Origin of the sequence: Methylocaldum sp. 14B (assembly GCF_002005105.1) — a bacterium.
Taxonomy (GTDB): Bacteria; Pseudomonadota; Gammaproteobacteria; order Methylococcales; family Methylococcaceae; genus Methylocaldum.
Window position 1 is genome coordinate 26,752 of the sequence record NZ_MSCV01000004.1, and the last position, 20,453, is coordinate 47,204.

Below are 20,453 nucleotides of genomic sequence, written 5' to 3' on the forward strand. Positions count from 1 at the left end.
GTGACGATCCGATGAGGAATCCGGTTTCAATCCATCCATTCGATCACGTGATCTTCCACGGACTCTACTTCGGCTTCCGGTATTGCATAGCGGCGTATGGAAACCCCGGCGTCGTGCACGGCTTCGCGGTCGCCGCAAACCAGGTGATGCCAAGCAGGCAGGTCTTTGCCTTCCGCCAGCAGCCGGTAGGCGCAGGTGGACGGAAGCCAATGGTATTGCGTGAAGCCGGCGCGCAGGTCCAGACATTCCGGAACCAAGACCGTGCGCTCTTGGTAATGAGTACAGCGGCAAGCCCCGATGTCGAGCAGCCGGCACGCCACGCTGGTGAAGAACAATTCGCCGGTGTCTTCGTCCTCGATCTTGTGCAGACAGCATTTTCCGCATCCGTCGCACAGCGATTCCCATTCCTGTTCGCTCATTTCGGCCAGTGATTTTTCGCGCCAGAAGGGTGTTTTCATGGGGTCGGCGATGGGGTGGGTTGATTCGGAAGGCTCATTTTAGCTTGAAAGGCACAGCCTTTTGTCGGCCTTTGCCCATCCTACATCTCCCCATTCTTCGCGAAAAAATGTGACATCTGTTGCAACAGCGACACGCTTTTGCAATAAAGTTTGCCCCCGGTGAGCCGGCGCCCATCGCACCAACTCGTCGACTTGTCTAATGGCTAAGTCTCTTTAATCAACCCCAACCCTGACAGGAGGATTTATGGACCCGAACGATATTTCCGTCTTAGACCAGCGCTTTGGCATCACCGGCGAGGTTGTTTTCAAGGAAGGTCCGAACGGGCAGGGTGTGGTGGAGATCAGCAACGGTCTCGCCATGGCGAGCATCGCCTTGCAGGGAGCTCATTTGATGAGTTGGGCGCCGCATCAGGAGGAACTGGTCATTTGGCTGTCGCCGAAGGCGAAGTTCGGGCCGGGCGAATCGATCCGCGGCGGCGTGCCGGTCTGTTGGCCTTGGTTCGGGCCGCATCCCGGCGAATCCTCTTTTCCCGCTCACGGTTTCGCGCGCACCCAGCCGTGGGAAGTGATCGAAGTGCTGGCGCTGGAGGACGGTTCGAATCGCTTGGGTTTTCGCCTCATCCGGAGCGACGAGACCTACGCACTATGGCCGCATTCGACACCGCTGGAACTCTATATGACCATAGGCACGGCGCTGGAGATGGAACTGGTGACGCATAACGACGGGCCTGCGCCGATCACTATCGGCGAGGCTCTGCACACATATTTTCAGGTCAGCGACATTCGTCGGATCTCGATACACGGCCTCGATGGCTGTTCCTATATCGACAAAACGGACGAGGGACGACGCAAACAGCAGTCGGGCCCCGTGAGCTTTTCCGGGGAAACCGACCGGATTTATCTCGAATCCACGGCTGATTGCGTGATCGAGGATCCGGGCTTGAATCGCCGCATCCGCATCGCCAACCGGGGCAGCCGCTCCACGGTGGTGTGGAATCCTTGGGCCGAGAGGGCCGAGGCGCTGGGCGATTTCGACGAGGACGGTTATCTCCGCATGGTGTGCGTGGAAAGCGCCAACGCGGCGGACGATGTGGTGACGATCGAGCCGGGCGGGACGCACCGTCTCCGGGTGCGCTATACGGCGGAGCCGTTGCGTTGAGCGCTTTGGCAGACCTTGTGTCGCGCTTTGTGAACCGCGGCCTTTAAGGCGACTCGGCCGAAGCATGGAAATCCTCTATCAAGACGACTCTCTCGTGGCGGTGAACAAACCCGCCGGCCTGCTCGTCCACCGGAGCGCGATCGATCGCCACGAAACCCGGTACGCCATGCAGATCGTTCGCGACCGGCTCGGCCGCCGGGTGTATCCGGTCCATCGCCTGGACAAGCCGACCTCGGGCATACTGGTGTTCGCGCTCGACGCGGATACCGCCCGGCGGATGACGGAATTATTCTCCGGCGGCGGCGTCGACAAGACCTATCTCGCCGTAGTCCGCGGCTATGCGGACGAAACCGGCATTATCGATTATGCGCTGGAAGAACAGCTAGACCGGATCACCGACGCCAATGCGCAACGGGACAAACCGGCTCAGCCGGCGGTAACGTGCTACCGCCGGCTGGGGCTCGTGGAACTCCCGCTCGCGGTGGGCCGTTACCCGACGGCCCGCTACTCGCTGCTGCGGATTTCACCCAAAACCGGGCGGAAACACCAGATCCGGCGCCACATGAAGCATATTTTTCACCCGGTTGTAGGCGATACCAGCCATGGCGACGGGCGCCACAACAATTTTTTCAGGAGTCATTTCGGCTGCCATCGATTGCTGCTGTGCGCGACCGGTCTGGCATTCACTCATCCCGATACGGGCGAGAGGCTCCGTTTGGAAGCGCCCCTGGATGATTCTTTTCGGCGCATCGTGGACAATCTCGGCTGGGCCGACGTTTTGAACAAGGTCCCCGAATCCGGCCATTTACATAAACCAATCTATGACCCACACACCTAAGACTCAAATCATGGCCTTGTTCTGCGACTTCGAGAACATAGCCCTCGGCGTGCGCGACGCCAAATACGCTGCCTTCGACGTCCAGAAAGTGCTGGAGCGGCTGCTTCTCAAGGGCAATATCGTGGTCAAGAAGGCCTATTGCGACTGGGACCGCTACAAGGAATTCAAGGGTGGCATGCACGAGGCGGCCTTCGAGCTGATCGAAATTCCGCACGTGCGCCAATCGGGCAAGAATTCCGCCGACATCCGCATGGTCGTCGATGCGCTAGACCTGTGCTACACCAAGTCGCACGTCGACACCTTCGTGATCATCAGCGGCGACTCCGATTTTTCACCCCTGGTCAGCAAACTGCGGGAGAACAACAAGGTCGTGATCGGCGTCGGGGTGAAGAAATCCACCTCCGATTTGCTGATCGCCAATTGCGACGAATTCATCTTTTACGACGATTTGGTGCGCGAGGCCGCGAAGCCGAGGCCGAAGGCCAGGCGCGCGCCCGCCAAGACGGCGCGCCAGCCGGGCCCGGAAGGCGAAAAGAAAGCCGAGGAAGACAAGAAGCAACAAGCGGTCGATTGGGTGCTCGAGACGGTCGAGGATCTTCTGGAAGAGCGCGGGGAAGAAGAAAAGGTGTGGGGGTCCATGGTCAAGCAGGCGCTGAAACGGCGAAAACCCGGTTTCAACGAAAGCTATCACGGTTTCCGCACCTTCGGAAAACTGCTGGAAGAAGCCCAGGAGCGGAAGCTGTTAAAGTTGGAATACGATGAAAAATCAGGAGGTTACATCATCAAGGGCCTGGCCCGAGAGGACTAGCCCGGAATTTACCACGGCTTGCCGAAATACACCGGGCCCCGAAAGCCGCGTCTTTTGTACTCGCGTTCGATTTCGCTTTTGAGCGCGGTCGGAATTTCCCGCAGGCTCATCGCGGTCAACTGGTATTCCAGATAGAAAAACGCCGCGCGGGGATCGCCCAGCGTCAGGTAATCGATATAAATTCGGGCAATCGCCGGCCACCGTTTCGGGTCGGGAAACGGGATGATTTGAGCGGTTGATTCGTCTGTTTCCATTTTTCGGCCACCTTACGCGATTCGACTTTGACGGGCGGCGCTTCGTTCACTACGAATGTCGAGTAAGGCTGCAAATCGATCCTGTCATCAAGTCGCCGGCAACTATTGCCGGTTCCGGCAAGCCGCCGCCTCTTTGGCGCGTCAAAAATCCGACGAAATGGCGGAAAATTTCATCATGTTATTGATTTAAAAATGAATATCCGATAGGAACGGAACCTGCATAAACGCTTCCGATACAACCAAAATCGAGCGGGAGCGTCATGAAAGCCGTTATCGTAAAAGTATTGATCGGGTCGGGGTTGTTCGGCCTGTTCGTTCTTCTCTTGTGGGCCGACCCGTCGGGTCGGTATTTCAATCTTTCGGGCCTTTTTCTGGTAGTCGTCGGAACGTTCGCCGCCACGGTGCTTGCCCATTCGTTTCGCGGCGTGACCGATTTGTTGCGCCGGCTGCGGAGCAAGCTAACAAATAAGGCGTCGATGGACAGCGAAGACTTGGAAGTGTTCTTGCACCTCGTGGAAGCGCATCGCCGCGGCAGTGTCCGCGCGGCCGAGCAGGCGGCCCGGCGGCTGCAGGAATCTCTGCTTCGAACCGGCGCGGAGCTGGTGATCAATCGCACGCCGCAGGCCGACCTGACGCGCATGCTCCAGTGGAAAATCGGCGCGCAGCGAGAGCGCGATCAGGCCGAAATCCAGATCGTCCGGACCATGGGCGCTTTCGCGCCTGCCTTCGGCATGCTGGGAACGCTGCTCGGCCTCATCGGGATGATGTACGGTTTGGACGCGAATCGCATGGAGCAGATCGGAGAGTCCATGGGCTTCGCCATGTTGACCACGGTGTACGGGCTGGTATTGGCCAATCTGGTGTTGAAACCCCTGGCAACGCGCTTGGAACGGCGCGCCAACGAGAACCTGGCTTGGGCATACGTGCAGATGGAATCGGTGCTCATGTTGCATGACCGGTGTCATGCGGCGATGTTCCGGGATTATTGGCAGGCCTTCTTTGACCACCCGGAGGCGAGCGAACCGATCGATTCGCTCCCGCTCAGCGTGGCCAAATCGTAGCGGCGGGTTGTCCGAATGTCATCGAATCACGCATCGGCGATGACCCAGTTCCGGCGTCCGGAGACTCGGCGGGACGCCACCACCGATCCTTGGCGAGCGGCGGGGGCCGAACGGCCGTCCGAGCAGGGCGGCTGGCTGTTGAGCTATCTCGACGTGATGACCTTGCTGTTTTCGTTTTTCGTATTCCTGTTCGCCTATCAAAAGGCGCTGACGGTGGAGGCGAAAACCGCCCATCCCGAAACAGCGACGCAATCGACACAAGTTGCGGCTTCGATTCCGGTTTCTCCCGCGGTCATCAAGGCATCGAAGACCATTTCGACGAACCGGGCCCCAGCGTCTCCGCCTGTCCGGACGGCCCAGGATAGGAACCCTATAGCGGAAGCCGAGATCAAGGTTTACCCCGCTTATCCGGATGCGGCGAGGACTGTATCCGCGTTATCCCGACGCGAGCCCGAATATAAGGATGCGATTGTCGAGGCAGTTCCTCCGGCGCAAAAGGCCGAGGAAACGTCAAACGTGGCCGGACCTTCCAGCAAGCCGGTCGCGGCGGTTCCCGAAAAAGGCTGGATAGCCGAAGCCGGCGACATGGCGCTAAATGCGGCAGCATCCCTCGACAAAGCGTTCTCGGACGCGGATCTCGGCGGTTCGGTCGAGATTTCGGCGGCCAGCGGGGAAGTTCGCCTGGAGATTAACGACGCGATATTGTTCGACCCGGCCAGCGCCGAGCTTAAACCCGAAGGTGCGAGCGTGCTGGACCGTCTGGCCAGCGTGCTTGGTGCTCAAGGCGGCACGATCGAGGTCGAGGGGCATACCGACGACCGTCCCATCGCCACGGCGAAGTTCCGGTCCAATTGGGAGCTGTCGACAGCTCGGGCCAGCACCGTCACCCGCTATTTGATCGCACACGGCATTTCGCCCGAGCGCTTGCGTGCCGTCGGCCTGGCCGACACCCAGCCGCGTGAGGCCAACGATACGCCGGAGGGCAGGGCAAGAAACCGGCGCGTCTCCATCGTGATGTTCCTCCCGCGCGGAGGCGGCGTGAGGACCTGAGCGGGGCGGATTCAATCCTGGTTTTACACGGCGTCGGGTCCGCAGCCGCCTCGCGCCAGCGCCGGTTAGCTGCCGGCGCGACGAAGGGCTGAGGACTTCCGGAGCATTAATGATTTCTAAGGTCTCGTCGCCGGGATTTGATCTGTTCGGCGATACTCTCCAGTTCCGCCACATCCCGTGGGTGGCTTTTGCGGTATTCCGCTTCCTGCATCCGTAGCAAGGCAATTTGCGCCTCCACATTTTCCGGCCGGAGTAATGTGCCGAATTGATCGCCGGCGTCCGCGAGCGTGAATATGCGATCCAAAATCAGATTGCCCAGTTCTCGTTTGAAGTGTCCTGCTTCCCAATACCAGTGCATCCTAGCTTGCCGGTCATTCTTGCCGGGGACGGCTTCCGTGGTCAGTTCATCGAACCCACTGAAATCCCAAAGCAAAACGGGCGGCTCGCCGCGCCTGCCTGCTTCCGTCCCGACGATATGCGTAATCGCTCGTTTCCAGTCTTCGAAAGCCGGCCAATGCCCGGTAATACGGATGATTTCCATCAGATGAGAGTGATAAGGGTAAATGATCAGATGTAGAGCGATGCCGTGTTGTCGGCACAGGCTAAGGACCCGTCTTAGATCGTCCAGCCGAGGTGACGAATGTCCGTCGGCATCGAAAATGTCTTTTGGGCGGCGCAGGTACGCCTTGACGTTCTCCAGATCTCGTTGCCTGAATACCGCCCAGTACCCCTCGTCGGCTGTAATCTTGAGGTAGTCGCGCATGGGGTTGAACCCCAGCGGAGTCAAATCTACCGCATACGGATCTCCTTGGTGGCCAAGCGTCTCTATCGCGTCGATGAAGGCGCCCAGCGTAAGCGTAGACTCGAGATAATCACGTGCCTGCTGTAGCGCTCGCGTGGGATTCGGGGAGCCATCGAGGTTGGTCAGAAGGCGGTTTCCTTCCTTGCTCGTCACGGCGATGCGGCGCGATGTACGGGCGTCGATTAGAAAGTCCATGAAGTCGATACCCCAAACGACTACCTTGGGTACGACTTTGGAGCCGGCATTGTCATTGGCTAGAACGTGTTGCAGAAAGCGTACGGTGGTCTCGGTACCGGTGCCCGGCAAAGCCAGATTGAATACGGGACGCGAGTCCGCCGGCCAAGCCTCGTATTCGGGATCGAAGCCGACTTCCGCGCGCGAATTGCCGAGAATCAAGCCACGTGGCTGCACACGCAAGACCTGGTAAGCCTTGGCCATGGTTCCATGAGCGCCTGCACTGGGCTTAATGCGGTTGAATCCAGGTTCGTCCACCAATCGGAACAAGCCATAGGGGTCCGCCACGAGGTTGCATGCCGCCACCGCCAACAACATCGTCCCGGTCAAGATCAGCCAAAACTGGAGGTAGCGCTTCATGAACGGTTCGAGACTTTCAGAACTGGAAATAAAGAAATTCGCTCGGTCGGGTCAGCGACAATAAGCCGGAGGCCAGCACAAAAGCCATCGCCAGCGCCCATCTCCATTCGGCCGACCAAGCGAGGCGCGAACCGTCGGCCTTCGAGTGATAGTCCAAAAACGGCCTGAAACGCTGCATGATCTGCTGGGTATTGGGCGCCAGGAATACGATTGGCAGGAGTACGGCGAGCCAAACGAAATTCATGAGGAACTCGTGGCCTCCACCGGGCGTGAACACTATTCCCAATTCACCGAGCCATGCCGCCACCGGGCCAATGCGCAACGCAACGGCGTCCGGTAGAGTGACGCCGTTCAACCCGGCCATGCTGCGCAGAATAGACAGCGCGCCGGCTACAGTCGGCGCACGAAAGAAAACCCAGCCCAACAGAACGGCCAGGAATGTCAGGGTCACGCCCAGGATGCGTCCGCCGATCGAGGTGCGGGCGGGATCGTGGCCCAAGCGAGCGCGGAGCGCCTGCCAAACTTGATGAATAATCAGATACAGGCCGTGCAGACCGCCCCACAAGACGAATGTCCAGCCCGCGCCGTGCCAAAGTCCGCCCAGTAACATAGTGGTCATCAGATTGACATAGCGGCGGACCGGTCCCTTTCTGTTGCCGCCCAATGGAATGTAGAGATAGTCGCGCAGGAACCGAGACAGAGTCATGTGCCAGCGGCGCCAGAAGTCGGCGATGTTGACCGCTTTATAGGGCGAATTGAAATTGATCGGCAGACGTACGCCGATCATATATGAGAGCCCGATCGCCATATCGGAGTAACCCGAGAAATCGAAATAGAGCTGTAAGCTGTACGCCAACGTACCGCCCCAGGCTTGAAAGAGGCCGAGAACCTCCCCTCTCTCGGCGGCGTCGAATACCGCCGAGACATAGGGAGCGACACCATCGGCCAGGCCGACTTTCTTGAACAAGCCCATGGCAAAAACCGTCAGCCCGACCGTCAGGTGCTCGTGGCTGAAACGATACGTCGATGCCTGGCCGAACTGGGGCATCATTTCCTTATGATGCAATACCGGACCAGCGATCAGATGCGGGAAATAAGTCACGAACAAACTATAGTGGACGAAATCGAATTCCTTGGCTTCGCCGCGAGCGGCATCCACGAGGAAGGCAATCTGGGTGAAGGTGAAAAACGAAATGCCGAGAGGTAGGACGATTTCAGCAATGCCATGGCTAGTGCCGAAGACGGCATTGACGCTATCGATGAAAAAATTCGCGTACTTGTAGTACCCGAGCAACGCGAGATCCACCGTTATCCCTAGTGTTAGAAACCGCTTGCGGCGGATGGAGCCGATGTCGTTGCCGCGTGCGATCGCGTAGCCGACCAGATAGTTGAAAACGATGGAGGCGAGCAGAAGGCCGAGATATGCCGGGTTCCACCAGCCATAGAAGAGCAGGGATCCGGCGGTCAGCCAAAGGGCGGCGAGTCGCCGACTGTGGCGCCCCAATCGGAAAAAAGCGAACAGCAGGACGGGTAGAAAGAAAAACAGGAATTCGACCGAGTTGAATAACATTTCTTCTATTTGTTTTCCGATGCGCGCTTACGGCGACGTATCTTACATGGCCTATATATAAATATCCTAGGTTCCGAAAAGAGCGGGCGATCCGAACGGCCATAACAATTTTAGGCGAAGCCATGACGCATGGTCGCCCACGTTTTTCCCGCGATTCGATTCGTGCGGCGCGCGACGCCGCACCGACGCCTGTTACCTTAGCGGCAATGCGATTGAGAAGTCGGATTCAAACTACTCGATCAGCGCCAGCGCAGGACCAAACGCCGCTCATCGAGCGTTTCCACGGCTTCGCCGAACTTGTCGGTTTCCCGGTCGAGCCGGTCCCGAATCCAGCGGAAGTCATCCGCGGAAGGTCGGTTCAAGCGAAACTGCCTCATGTGCAGCGGGACCATTTCGAGATCCGACAGTGTTCCGTCGGCGGGATTCACGGTCGGGAAATACATCAGCGCCAAATCGCCCCGGAAGGATTCGTAGCCTTCGATGCCCTCGTAATCGTTGATGAAATCGCCGCAGCCGTAGAGGATGAGCTTGTCCCGGTAAACCTCCACGGCCTTGGGATGGTGGGACGAATGGCCGTGGATCACGTCGACGCCGGCTTCGTCGATCAATGCATGCGCGAAACGTCGCTGCTCGTCGGGAATCGCGTAGCCCCAATTGCCTCCCCAGTGTATGGATGCCACGACGATATCCCGCTCCTGTTTGATGTGTCTTATTCGATCGGCAAGCCGATGCGCGGTTTCGAACGACAAATCCGGCAGCCAATTCACGCCGGGCTTGTCGTCCGCCGCTGCCCATTCGGGCGGGATTCCGCTCGAATCGCAGCCGAAGCCGAAAACCAGGACACGCCCCTTGCCGGCCAGATTCAGTACCGCCGGGGCTTCCGCTTCCCGGCTGTTTCGGCCGGCACCCGCGGTTTTCAGCGAGGCTTGTTTCAAGGTGTCCAAAGTGTCGGCCAGCCCTTGATAGCCCCAGTCGAGCACATGATTGTTGGCCAGTACGCAGCAATCGATCCGGGCAGCGGTGAGGCAGGGGGTGTTGGCCGGATGCATCCGGTAGTTGATGCCTTTGTCGGGCCAGTACTCGTCGCTGGCAGTGATCGCCGTCTCGAGGTTGATCACGCGAACATCCGGTCCGGCACGCTCGAGTTCGGCGAGGGCATCGCCCCAAACGTAGGAGAAATCGGCGGGTTGAGAGATGGGGCCATTGAGCCGTTCCGCCAGCTTGACGTAAATCTTGGCGTTCCTGACATAGGGCTCGTAGAGCTGGGGATCGCTGGGCTGCGGCAGGATCTGGTCTATGCCCCGGCCGGTCATCACGTCGCCGCACAAAAAAAGCTTGGTTCTGTGGGGAGTCTGTTCCATGGGAGAAACCTCTTTCCCGTAGAGTTGTCGAAACGGTTCGCGGGCGGCGAGCAGGCCCAGGCCGGCAATGCCGTAGCGTAAGAGAAACTTTCGGCGACTGCGGTTCATAGATCATCCCGTTTTCCGTCGACATAATCCGGCTTTGGTTTCAGCCGATAGCATCGGGAATCTTCCGTGTCTACCGGTAAAGTTTGTTATGCTCTAGGCGTAAGCCTTTCGACGGCTGCTGCCCGTCGGCGCGGACCGAGTTCGGATCGAAACGAACATCGATCATGACAACGATCGTCAAACCCGTCGCACGAACTCGACATTAGATCGAGGTAAAAGATATGACCGACGACGACCTAAAATTATTTCAGCAAGAAATGGCCGATGTCCGGCCCATCGATCAATCCGGCCGAGCCATTCTGACCCATCGCGAGGCGCCCACGCCCGGCCAGCTTTACAGGCGCGAATCGGCCCAGCGCGGTACTGCCTTCGATGAAAACCAGCTTCCGACGGCGTTCGTCGAATTCGTTCATCCCGAGGCCATCATCAGTTTCAAGCGCGACGGCATTCAAAACGGCGTCTTTCGCAAGCTGCAGCAGGGCGGCTACACGATCGAAGCGATGTTGGACTTACACGGTCTGACGGTGGAGCAGGCGCGCCACGAAGTCTATCGATTCATCCGCGACTGCGTGCGCCACGACGTGCGATCGGCTCTGATCAGCCACGGCAAGGGGCGCGGTAACAAGGAGCAGAAGCCCTTGCTGAAGAGCTATCTGACGCGTTGGCTGCCGATGTTTCCGGAGATTATGGCTTTTCACAGCGCGCAGAAGTGGCACGGCGGCGCCGGCGCGGTGTATCTGCTGCTCCGCAAGAGCGAGAAACAGAAGGAGAAGACCCGCGAACGCCTGGGGCTGTCCTCGGGCAAACCCGTACCCTGACCGTCGCAGCAGATGCGTCGAGAAGGGATTCCCGATCTACTACTTCCGCATCCCGTTTTACGCTGGTTCCCAAACTCCCTTTTGGGAACCTATTTCGAGACGCTCCTGCGTCTCGATTCGCATGCGGCTGCGAGAAGCCGGAGCTTCTCGGGCATAGCGCCCAAGCGGAGCTCTCAGCTTTATACGCAAGTGTCTGCGTGATTCGAATAATGCCTCCGAATCCGTCATTCCGGCAGGGATGCCGGAATCCAGTGCCAAGGAGGGTAGCTCCCCGATCTCCACAAATTTATCGATGAACTCGTGAACCTCTCTCGATAAACAACAGTTGTCCCTATATGGATAAACAACCTTGTGTGTACATTCTCACCCGTCGGCGGAACGGGACACTCTATGTTGGAGTGACCTCGGATTTGATCAAACGGGTTTTCCAACATCGAAATGGATTTATCGAGGGATTTACGAAGCGATACGAGGTTCACCATCTGGTTTGGTACGAACTCCACGAGCAGATGGAAAGCGCCATCTTGCGGGAAAAGCAAATCAAGAGATGGCCCCGCGTTGCAAAGCTGGGCTTAATCGAGCAGAGTAATCCGGAGTGGCGGGATTTGTGGACGAATTTGACTGCCAGTTCGTGAGAAGTTTTTGGTGACTGGCCAACTACCATCCCTGGCCCTAGATTCCGGCATCCCTGCCGGAATGACGAGTCTGAGGGCGTGATTCGAGTCTCGCGAGTATTTGTGTATAACGATCAGAGCAGAGCATAGGCGCCCGCGGAATGGACCGTTTGCCATTTGGAGAAGTTCGAACGATCATGGACTTGAGCGAAATCGGAAACCGCATTGCTCGCCATTTCGTGGACGAAGACGGCCATCTGAGCGTCGAGCCTTTGGGCGAAGGGCTGATCAACGATACTTTTCTGGTTGTCGCCGAACCGCCTGGCGGGGGGCGATTCGTTCTTCAACGCATCAACCGTCGGGTTTTCCCGGAGCCCCGGTTGATCATGGAGAACCTGCGGGTTCTGTTGAGCCATATTACGGAACGTCAAGCCGGCACCGACGCCGTCCGCGATCTGAGATTTCCCGAAATTCGGCCCACCCGCGCCGGCTTAAGCTTCTGGGTCGACGATGAGGGCGACTTTTGGCGCGCCCTCAGCTTCATTCCGGATACACGGAGCCAAAACACCTTGCAGGATTCCGCCCAGGCGGAAAATGTGGGTTATGCCCTGGGTCGGTTCCATGCCTTGACCAGCGATCTCGATGCCTGTTTGCTGCACGACACCTTGCCTGGATTTCACATCGCACCCCGGTACCTCGCCCGTTTCGATCGAGTCGTCGCCAATGGCGTAGGGGCCTCGGAAAATGCGGAGCTTCGTTTCGCCCTGGATTTCGTGAACGCCCGCCGCTCTGTTTTTGCCGTTCTGGAAGAGGCCAAGCTACCCCTCAGAGTCATCCACGGCGATCCCAAGCTCAATAACGTGCTGTTCGACGCGCAGAGCGGACGCGCCGCCAGTCTGATCGATCTCGACACGGTGAAGCCGGGACTCGTTCATTACGACTTGGGGGATTGCCTCCGCTCCTGCTGCAATCGATCGGGCGAAGCGGCGGACGATTCCGCGAAAGTGACGTTCGATCTCGACGTCTGCCGTGCCATTCTCCGGACTTATTTCGCCGAAACCGGGGCTTTTTTGACGGACATCGAGCGCTACTATTTGTACGACGCGATTCGGCTGCTTCCCTTGGAGCTCGGTTTACGTTTCCTGACCGACCACTTGGAAGGCGACCGCTATTTCAAGGTCGAGCAGCCGGGGCAGAACTTGCAGCGGGCTCTGGTCCAGTTCCGTTTGGCGGAAAGCGTCGAGGCACAGGAAAAATTCATCCGGAACGTGATCGACGAGCGGCCTTGATATACTTCTCCGCCAAAACAAAAAGAGTCACTGTATATCGACATGGCGCGCTGGCGGCCTCCATCCTCCAAATCCTCACCTTACATCACTGCGGAAGGCGCGGAGAAGCTTCGGGCCGAACTCAAGGGGCTTTGGGAGCGCCGCGCCGATGTGACCAAGCATCTTTCGGCCGCTGCCGCCGAAGGTGACCGGTCGGAGAATGCCGAATACATCTACCGGAAAAAAGAACTAAGAGAGATCGACCGGCGCATCCGCTACCTGCAGAAACGGCTGCCGGAGCTTAAAGTCGTCGCCCAATTGCCCTCGGACCGGGAGCGCGTCTTTTTCGGTGCCTGGGTCACACTCGAGAACGCCGATGGCGAGGAATCCACGTATCGTATCGTGGGTCCCGACGAATTCGATCCGCAGAAAGGCTGGATCAGCGTCGATTCGCCCATGGCTAGAGCCCTGCTCAAGAAAGCCATCGACGACGAAGTGATCGTCAATGCGCCCACGGGACCGCTGCGATGCGTGATCGTGGACATCGGTTACAAGCCGGAGAGGTCCTGAAGTCGTTCGGGCCCGATTGCGCCGGCGTTCCAACTCGCCGCCGTCCGCTGTTCAAGGCGCGCGCAACGTTCAGCCGCTTCTCGGCGAACCTGTCAGGCGTGCGTAATCCTCGACCGTATCGACATCAATGCCGGCTTCCGGCAAGTCGACGAATAGGGTGGATCGAAGATGCCGCACGATGATTTTCTTTGCGCCTTCATCGCCCGCAAGACCAGCCAAATCGCCGAAAAGCGAACGGTGAAACACCGCCGGTGCGCCGAAGGCATCGCCATACCGGGAGGCGACCACAGTCGGGCGGGATGTGCAGAAAGCCTCGACCAGGCCGTTCAAATGGCGGTAATCGATCAAAGCCTGATCGCACAAAGCCAGAAGCACCGCGTCCAGCTCCGGCGCCGCGCTGTTGAGCGCCGTCACTCCCATCCGGATCGAGCTGCCGATGCCTTCTTCCCATTCCGGATTGATAACGGTCAGCAGCTGAAGCTCTTCGAGTTCGTGGGCGCATGCCTCGGCGTCAGCGCCAAGAATGACTGCGATTTTCGAGCATCGTGAGGCCAGGGCCGACTTCGCCGCCCGGCGCAGGAGGCTTTCTCCGCGATGGTGCAGCAGCTGTTTGGGCTTGCCGAGACGCCGGGAGCCTCCTGCGGCAAGCAGCACCAGGCCGATTTCCGGCTGGTTCGGGTTGGTTGACATCGTTGGGCGCCTCGGGCATTTTGCCGAATAGACATCTTAAACCGCATGTCCAGTGCGGTTTCCATTATAGCCAGAGGAGGGAACACATGATCGCGCTGAACGTCAACGGCAAAAGTTATCAAGTGGACGTTTCCGGAGACACCCCCTTGCTCTGGGTTCTGCGGGATCATCTCGGGCTCACCGGCACCAAGTACGGCTGCGGCGTGGCCGTGTGCGGCGCGTGTACCGTACATGTCGACGGCGAACAGGCTCGCGCCTGCATCACCCCGGTGTCCAGCGTGGGCGGCAAACAGGTGACGACCATCGAAGGCTTGTCCGCACAGGGCGATCATCCGGTACAGAAAGCCTGGATCGAAGTGGACGTGCCGCAATGCGGCTACTGCCAGTCGGGCCAGATCATGGCGGCCGCTGCGCTGCTCGCAAAAAATCCCAATCCCGGCGATGCCGATATCGACACTGCGATGTCCGGCATGTTGTGCCGCTGCGGAACCTATCAACGCATCCGCAAGGCGATACGCCGGGCCGCGGATATGGCAAAAGGAGCTTAGCCATGAGCATCGAACCCGCCAATCCGGGACGCCGGCAATTCCTCAAATCGTCCGCGGCGCTCGGAGGCAGCCTGGTCATTGCCTTTTATCTGCCGCGCACCATGAAGTTCGCCATGGCGGCGGAAGATCCGGCCAAAACTTATCCGCCCAATGCCTTCATCCGCATCGGCGAGGATGAAACCGTCACGATCCTGATCAACAAGTCCGAAATGGGACAGGGCGTTTACACCTCCCTCGCGATGCTGGTGGCCGACGAGCTGGAGGCCTACTGGAGCAAGGTCAGGGTCGAAGCCGCTCCGGTTGCGCCGGTTTACAACCATACCGTCTGGAACATACAGGCTACGGGCGGCAGCACGAGCGTCGCGACCTCCTGGGAGCAGCTCCGCAAGGTGGGTGCGGCCGGGCGGACGCTTTTGATTCAGGCCGCCGCCGATACCTGGAAGGTCAAGCCGGACTCCTGTCGTGCCGAGAACGGCTATGTCATCCATACGCCGACCCGGCGGCGCCTGTCCTACGGTGCATTGAGCGCCAAGGCCGCCGAGCTGCCGATGCCGGCCCAAGTTAAACTTAAAGATCCCAAGCAGTTCAAGCTGATCGGCAAGCCGACCCGCCGTCTCGATACGCCGGCCAAGACCAACGGCACGGCCCAATTCGGGATGGACGTGCAGTTGCCGGGGCTGTTGACCGCCCTGATTGCGCGGCCGCCGGTGTTCGGCGCCGAAGTGAAGAGCTTCGATGCCGCCAAGTCCAAAGCCGTTGCCGGCGTGGTGGACGTGGTTCAGGTTCCGTCCGGTATCGCCGTGGTGGCTAAGGATTTCTGGTCGGCCAAGAAGGGACGCGATGCTCTGGAGATCGTGTGGGATCGCGGGGCGAATGCCGATCTCTCTTCCGCGAAGCTTCGCGAGGATTTCGCCCGATTGGCCAGGATGTCGGGGCTTCCGGCCAAGGAAAGAGGCGATGCAACCGGCATTCTCGCCAAAATCGCCAAACCGTTCAGCGCCGAGTACGAAGTGCCTTATCTGGCCCACGCTCCCATGGAGCCCTTGAACTGCACGGTGGATCTTCGCGAGGACCGCTGCGAGATTTGGACCGGCACCCAGTTCCAGACAGCCGACCGCAACCGGGCGGCTACCATCGCAGGGCTCAAGCCGGAACAGGTCGAGCTTCACACCACTTTCCTCGGGGGCGGTTTCGGTCGGCGGGGAAACCCGCAGTCCGATTTCGTCAGCGAGGCCGTACACGTCGCGAAGGCGGTGAAGAAACCGGTCAAGGTGGTTTGGACCCGCGAGGACGACATCAAGGGCGGCTACTATCGCCCGGCCTTCCACGACCGGCTGACCGCAGGCCTCGATGCGAAAGGCAGGCTGGTCGCCTGGACCCATACCATCGTCGGCCAATCCATCGCCATCGGGACGCCGTTCGAAGGTGCAATGGTGCGGGACGGAGTCGATGTGTCATCCGTCGAAGGAGCGGCCGATCTGCCCTATGCGATTCCGAACATCCGCGTCGATCTGCACAGTCCCAAGCTCGACATTCCGGTGCTGTGGTGGCGTTCGGTGGGTCATTCGCATACCGCATTCGTGGTCGAAAGCTTCATCGACGAAGTCGCGCATGCCGTCGGCAAGGACCCGTACCGGTTGCGGTATGAACTGCTGACGAAGCATCCCCGGCATCGGGGCGTCCTCGAACTGGCGGCGAAGAAAGCCGGCTGGGGCTCGGCCCTCGCGAAAGGCCGCGGGCGCGGCATCGCCGTGCATTCCTCGTTCGGCAGCTATGTGGCGCAAGTCGCCGAGGTTTCGGTGGAGGGCGGACAACCCAGAGTGCATCGGGTCGTCTGTGTCATCGATTGCGGCCAAGTGGTCAACCCGGACACCATCGCGGCGCAAATGGAAAGCGGCATCGTCTGGGCGCTTTCCGCGGCGCTCTACGGGGAAATCACTCTGAACAAGGGCGAAGTGGAGCAGAGCAATTTCACCGACTATCCGATCTTGCGGATCGACGAGATGCCGGCGGTCGAGGTGCACATCGTACCTAGCCGGGAGCCGCCGTCCGGCGTGGGCGAACCCGGGGTGCCGCCGCTGGCGCCGGCCGTTGCCAATGCACTGTTCGCCGCGACGGGCAAACGCGTCCGCTCGCTGCCTTTGTCCAAGCACGATCTCAAAACCGCTTAAGGGAAATCACCATGTCGCAAAGCAAGGAATTGCAGGACATCCTGTCCGCACTCAAGGACGGCACGAAGCCGCGCGCCCTCGCAACGGTGATCGAAGCTAGAGGCTCCACCTATCGGCGTGCCGGCGCGCGCCTGCTGATTCTGGAAGACGGCTCGATGGTCGGCGGCATCAGCGGCGGCTGCCTGGAAGCCGATATCTGCGCCCGCTCCGAAGACATTGCCGCGGCCGGTCGGCCGGCCATTGTTACTTACGACCATACCTCCGATGCGGATTTGGTGTTTGGGCTGGCGCTGGGTTGCAACGGCGTGATCCGCGTCCTGGTCGAGCCGCTGTTGCAAGGGGAGATTCCTGCCTATCTTCAGGCCGTCGAAAATAGTCTCGGATCACGCCGATCGCTAGCGGTGGCCGTGGTCGTCGGCTGCGGAGGCGATCTTCGTCACCGATCGGGTGAGCGTCTATGGATCGGCGCGGATAACGCCATCGGCGGAGAACTTGGACAAAGCCCGTATGCCGAGCGAATCGTCGACGATGCACGGATGGTGTTGAGCAGCGGCCGATCGGAACTAAAAACTTACGGCAGCGGTTCGGGCGAGCTCGAGATTTTCGTCGAAGCGATCCGGCCGCCGTTGGCTTTGATCATCTTCGGTGCCGGCCATGACGCGATTCCCTTGGCGGATCTGGCCAAACGGCTAGGCTGGGATGTCACGGTAGTCGATGGCCGCCCCGCGTATGCCGCACGGGAGCGCTTTCCGATGGCGGACGAGGTGCGTTTGTGCCGGGCCGACGCCGTGGCGAACGAGATTTCGCTCGAAGGAGCCGGCGCGGCGGTGGTAATGAATCACAATTATCATCACGACCGGGCCATTCTCGCCCATTTGTTGCATTCGCCAGTGTCTTATATCGGCATGCTCGGTCCGCGTAAGCGCACTCAAAAGATGCTCGAAGAATTGGCCCAAGACGGTTTGAGCTTAGATGAAGCTCGACTAGGTCGCCTCCACGGTCCCGTCGGCCTGGACATCGGCGCGGAAACGCCGGAACAGGTAGCCTTGTCCATCATCGCCGAAATCCTGGCCGTCTCGTCCGACCGTTCGGGGGCACCCCTCAAGTACCGCGAAGCGCCGATACACGATAGCCGGGCCTAGTGCGCTTTCCGCGATACGCCGGCGCGGGAATTCTCGGCCAGACGTAGGTCGGCAATTCTTTGCCGACACATAGGCCCGAGTAACCAGCGGATCAGAACGACCGGCTTTTTTCCCGACGGTAGGTCTGTGCCACGGCGATGAAAGCCAGGAAGTCGTAGATGGCATGGATGAGAATGGGGATGACCAGATTGCGTTCGCCGCCGAAATCGAGCGCGATCCCGAGATAAACGCCGGTAAGTCCGGCAAGCAGTGCATAAAGAGGCGTGACCCAATGCACCAGGGCAAATACCAAGTTGCTGAAGGCGATGCCGCCTATCCATCCCCAGTTTTGTTCGAACCAGGGCTGAAGCAGGCCGCGAAACAGGATTTCTTCGGAAATGCCGGCCAAAAAGCCCAGGTACAGCAATTCTTGCCAGCGATAGCGGCTCAGAAAAGGCCCTAGTTTTTCTACCAAGAAGTTCTTTACCGCACGCATGCCGCTCCAAGGCAGGTTATAGGACAGGGCAAACAGCAAATAGAGGGGCAATGTGCCCACGATGCCCCAAACCAAGGCCATCGGGCTGAATCCGATATGCGCCAACGGATTGATCGAAACCGCCCAGCCTATCACGTAGGCAAGGAGAATCAGGCCGCCTTCGAACCAGGTGGCGATCTTCAGGAATTGGTTATATCGAGTGGGGGGTTGTTGGTCTAACATGGTTTCACATCATGTGGAGGCTTCAGCAGCCGTATTCAAGGTACGATTTTCCCAAACGGCCACGGAAAGATAGGCTATTAAGCTGGCCGCCAGAGATGCCAGATAAGGGGTCGCCAGCTCCAGCGCATAACTGCCGATCAGCCACACGGTCATGCCGACGACCAGCGCTGCGGCAGCGCTTTTGGCTTGGCCGATGCGAGTGAACAAGCCGAGCAGGATGACGACGAAAATCGGTGCGCCGCCGAAGGCTGACGCCTCTTCCACAAGCGCATACACGCCTTCGGCGTAGAGCGCCAACACATAGGCCACGATACCGAAGATCAACACGCCGGTGCGGGCAATGCGGACCTTGCCGGATTCGGATACGTTTCCCGCCAAAGGGATCACGAGGTTATGGGAAACCAGAGCCGAGGCGGCGAGGAGGGCGCTGTCCACGGTCGAGAGAATCGCGGAAATCAGGGCTCCGGCGAACAGCACGTAGGCAAAAGTGGAGAGGTGCTCTTGCGCGAGTCTCGGCAGGATCTGCTCCGGATTTTCGAGTTCCGGCAGCAGGTGAACGCCGAGCAGTCCGATAAAGACCGGAATCGATCCGGCCAGCAGATACAGTCCGCCTCCCGCCAGACAGCTCGCTCGGGCGACATGATGGGAGCGGCTCGCCAGGATGCGTGCGCACAGCTCCTGAGCGAACAATGAGCCGGTGATCGGTATCGCCCAAGTTTCAATCACTTCCAGCAGTGGTTTCTCGCCGCCGCCGAACAGCCTGAGTCGAGATGGCTCGATCGCACCGAAACTTTCTGCTAAGCCGCCGTTGGCCTTGGTTACGGCGTAAAAAAGAACGGCAAGGCCGACGATGAGCGCGATGCCCTGGATCAGGTCGGTGATGACATCGGCGAACAAACCGCCGTAAACCGTATAAATAATGACCACCGTCGCCGCTATCGTGATGGCGATTTCGACCTCGAAATCGGAAGAGGCCGAAATGACTTGTCCGAACGCACGAATCTGTGCCGCGGCCCACATGATGGACGTCGGGGCGAGCATGAGCACCGCCAGCCGCTCGACTTTGGGGGAATAACGGATTCGGAACAAATCCGCCAAAGTCGTGAGTTTTCTGCGCCAAAGGGGCACCGCGAAAAAGAGTCCCATCAGAAGGAGACAAGCGGCATAGCCGAAAGGATCGGCAGACCCGCCGGAAAGTCCTGACTGGTAGATCGATCCGGCGGCCCCGATGCAGGTTTCCGCCCCGAACCAGGTGGCGAAAACCGTGAAAGTGCCTAGCTTAAGCCCAAGCCTACGGCCGGCTAAAAGATAATCGTCCTCGCTGGATATATGTCTGGACACCAGCATGCCGATCAGCAGCTGGACCAGGATGTAGGCGACGATGCCGAGCAGCACGATATTCATGGGCGGCAGCACACTAAGGCAAATTGGTGAGGCGATGGGCGCGTAATTCTAACGGAAAATGGCACCACAGATTAAAACTTGCGCTGTGATGCGTCGAATACGCGTAAAGGGTTGATGTGATGGAAGAATATCCGCCCTGGAAAGCGGTCAATTCTAGGCTGATACGCGCCGAACCGTTGTCGGACGTTCGTCGAACAGGTCGGTTGATCGCGCCTGGCGCCATTCTCGTCTCGCTTTTGTTAGAAGGAGAGTTTGCTTTGTCTGGCAGACCAGGGGCTTGGGCATGGGCTTGGGAACTCGGCTTGAAGCCTTTGCCCGAGTATTCTAGGTGTTTGTCATCGCCGTCGACGAGGGGGTAAAGGCAAACGTCAGGCGATATTGGCGATATTATTGCGGCATATCGCCGGAAACCGCTGAACCGATGGCAGCTTTCGCCTGACTGCCGAGTTCAGCGGGGGCGATCGGTTT

The 20,453-nt window shown here is 59.1% G+C and carries 20 protein-coding genes; 12 read left to right on the forward strand and 8 right to left on the reverse strand.

The annotated features are described in order from the left end of the window. Positions 1-26: 26 nt before the first annotated feature. Complete coding sequence (locus tag B2A78_RS03735; protein WP_077728567.1) at positions 27-458, reverse strand: YcgN family cysteine cluster protein; 432 nt, start codon at positions 456-458, stop codon at positions 27-29. Between the two features lie 244 nt (positions 459-702). Between B2A78_RS03735 and B2A78_RS03740 the strand changes: the two genes are divergently transcribed. The 3 genes from B2A78_RS03740 to B2A78_RS03750 all read left to right on the forward strand — a co-directional run bounded on the left by B2A78_RS03740 (position 703) and on the right by B2A78_RS03750 (position 3,263). Further along, on the forward strand, positions 703-1,617 hold the full coding sequence (locus tag B2A78_RS03740) for a D-hexose-6-phosphate mutarotase (RefSeq protein WP_077728568.1): 915 nt from the start codon (positions 703-705) through the stop codon (positions 1,615-1,617). 64 nt (positions 1,618-1,681) lie between these two features. Continuing rightward, positions 1,682-2,455, forward strand: coding sequence for a tRNA pseudouridine(65) synthase TruC (gene truC, locus B2A78_RS03745; RefSeq protein ID WP_077728569.1), 774 nt, complete (start codon positions 1,682-1,684; stop codon positions 2,453-2,455). Further along, a complete protein-coding gene (locus tag B2A78_RS03750) occupies positions 2,439-3,263 on the forward strand; it encodes an NYN domain-containing protein (protein ID WP_077728570.1) in 825 nt (274 codons plus the stop codon). Before truC ends, B2A78_RS03750 begins: the two co-directional genes overlap by 17 nt. Positions 3,264-3,271: 8 nt before the next feature. Here B2A78_RS03750 and B2A78_RS03755 read toward each other — a convergent pair whose 3' ends face one another. Beyond that, on the reverse strand, positions 3,272-3,517 hold the full coding sequence (locus B2A78_RS03755; RefSeq protein ID WP_077728571.1) for a hypothetical protein: 246 nt from the start codon (positions 3,515-3,517) through the stop codon (positions 3,272-3,274). A 260-nt stretch (positions 3,518-3,777) separates the two neighbouring features. Here B2A78_RS03755 and B2A78_RS03760 point away from each other — a divergent pair, with 260 nt between their 5' ends. Together B2A78_RS03760 and B2A78_RS03765 are read left to right on the forward strand one after the other, a co-directional pair. Continuing rightward, positions 3,778-4,578 carry a MotA/TolQ/ExbB proton channel family protein gene (locus B2A78_RS03760; protein WP_077728572.1) on the forward strand — a complete coding sequence of 267 codons (801 nt, stop codon included), beginning with the start codon at positions 3,778-3,780 and terminating at the stop codon, positions 4,576-4,578. A gap of 15 nt (positions 4,579-4,593) precedes the next feature. Then, positions 4,594-5,628, forward strand: coding sequence for an OmpA family protein (locus tag B2A78_RS03765; RefSeq protein WP_077728573.1), 1,035 nt, complete (start codon positions 4,594-4,596; stop codon positions 5,626-5,628). Positions 5,629-5,734: 106 nt separating this feature from the next. On the opposite strand, the gene B2A78_RS03770 is transcribed toward B2A78_RS03765, so the two are convergent. From B2A78_RS03770 to B2A78_RS03780, 3 genes are all read right to left on the reverse strand, one after another. Continuing rightward, positions 5,735-7,024, reverse strand: a complete 1,290-nt coding sequence (locus B2A78_RS03770; protein ID WP_077728574.1) for a hypothetical protein — start codon at positions 7,022-7,024, stop codon at positions 5,735-5,737. 16 nt (positions 7,025-7,040) lie between these two features. Next, entirely contained in the window at positions 7,041-8,594 is a 1,554-nt protein-coding gene (locus tag B2A78_RS03775) for an MBOAT family O-acyltransferase (protein WP_077728575.1), read from the reverse strand. A gap of 239 nt (positions 8,595-8,833) precedes the next feature. Next, on the reverse strand, positions 8,834-10,063 hold the full coding sequence (locus B2A78_RS03780; RefSeq protein ID WP_077728576.1) for a CapA family protein: 1,230 nt from the start codon (positions 10,061-10,063) through the stop codon (positions 8,834-8,836). A 221-nt stretch (positions 10,064-10,284) separates the two neighbouring features. Here B2A78_RS03780 and smrA point away from each other — a divergent pair, with 221 nt between their 5' ends. From smrA to greB, 4 genes are all read left to right on the forward strand, one after another. Further along, complete coding sequence (gene smrA / locus B2A78_RS03785; protein ID WP_077728577.1) at positions 10,285-10,881, forward strand: DNA endonuclease SmrA; 597 nt, start codon at positions 10,285-10,287, stop codon at positions 10,879-10,881. 335 nt (positions 10,882-11,216) lie between these two features. Next, positions 11,217-11,516: a GIY-YIG nuclease family protein gene (locus B2A78_RS03790; RefSeq protein ID WP_077728578.1), complete on the forward strand. Its 300-nt coding sequence runs from the start codon at positions 11,217-11,219 to the stop codon at positions 11,514-11,516. Between the two features lie 176 nt (positions 11,517-11,692). Then, complete coding sequence (locus B2A78_RS03795) at positions 11,693-12,784, forward strand: aminoglycoside phosphotransferase family protein (protein WP_077728579.1); 1,092 nt, start codon at positions 11,693-11,695, stop codon at positions 12,782-12,784. 42 nt (positions 12,785-12,826) lie between these two features. After that, a complete protein-coding gene (gene greB / locus B2A78_RS03800; protein ID WP_077728580.1) occupies positions 12,827-13,333 on the forward strand; it encodes a transcription elongation factor GreB in 507 nt (168 codons plus the stop codon). Positions 13,334-13,402: 69 nt separating this feature from the next. On the opposite strand, the gene B2A78_RS03805 is transcribed toward greB, so the two are convergent. Continuing rightward, on the reverse strand, positions 13,403-14,023 hold the full coding sequence (locus B2A78_RS03805) for a nucleotidyltransferase family protein (protein ID WP_077728581.1): 621 nt from the start codon (positions 14,021-14,023) through the stop codon (positions 13,403-13,405). An 86-nt stretch (positions 14,024-14,109) separates the two neighbouring features. Here B2A78_RS03805 and B2A78_RS03810 point away from each other — a divergent pair, with 86 nt between their 5' ends. Genes B2A78_RS03810 through B2A78_RS03820 form a run of 3 tightly spaced genes read left to right on the forward strand, consistent with a single transcriptional unit; the run spans position 14,110 to position 17,884 of the window. After that, positions 14,110-14,571 (forward strand): (2Fe-2S)-binding protein, encoded by a 462-nt coding sequence (locus B2A78_RS03810; RefSeq protein WP_077728582.1) that lies wholly within the window; start codon positions 14,110-14,112, stop codon positions 14,569-14,571. A gap of 2 nt (positions 14,572-14,573) precedes the next feature. Beyond that, entirely contained in the window at positions 14,574-16,742 is a 2,169-nt protein-coding gene (locus B2A78_RS03815) for a xanthine dehydrogenase family protein molybdopterin-binding subunit (protein WP_077728583.1), read from the forward strand. A gap of 11 nt (positions 16,743-16,753) precedes the next feature. Continuing rightward, positions 16,754-17,884, forward strand: a complete 1,131-nt coding sequence (locus B2A78_RS03820; protein ID WP_077728584.1) for an XdhC/CoxI family protein — start codon at positions 16,754-16,756, stop codon at positions 17,882-17,884. Positions 17,885-17,975: 91 nt separating this feature from the next. Here the strand turns inward: B2A78_RS03820 and B2A78_RS03825 are convergent, their stop codons facing one another. Together B2A78_RS03825 and B2A78_RS03830 are read right to left on the reverse strand one after the other, a co-directional pair. Then, positions 17,976-18,581, reverse strand: a complete 606-nt coding sequence (locus B2A78_RS03825) for a CPBP family intramembrane glutamic endopeptidase (protein WP_077728585.1) — start codon at positions 18,579-18,581, stop codon at positions 17,976-17,978. A gap of 9 nt (positions 18,582-18,590) precedes the next feature. Beyond that, entirely contained in the window at positions 18,591-19,985 is a 1,395-nt protein-coding gene (locus tag B2A78_RS03830; protein ID WP_205780657.1) for a sodium:solute symporter family protein, read from the reverse strand. Positions 19,986-20,453 lie beyond the last annotated feature (468 nt).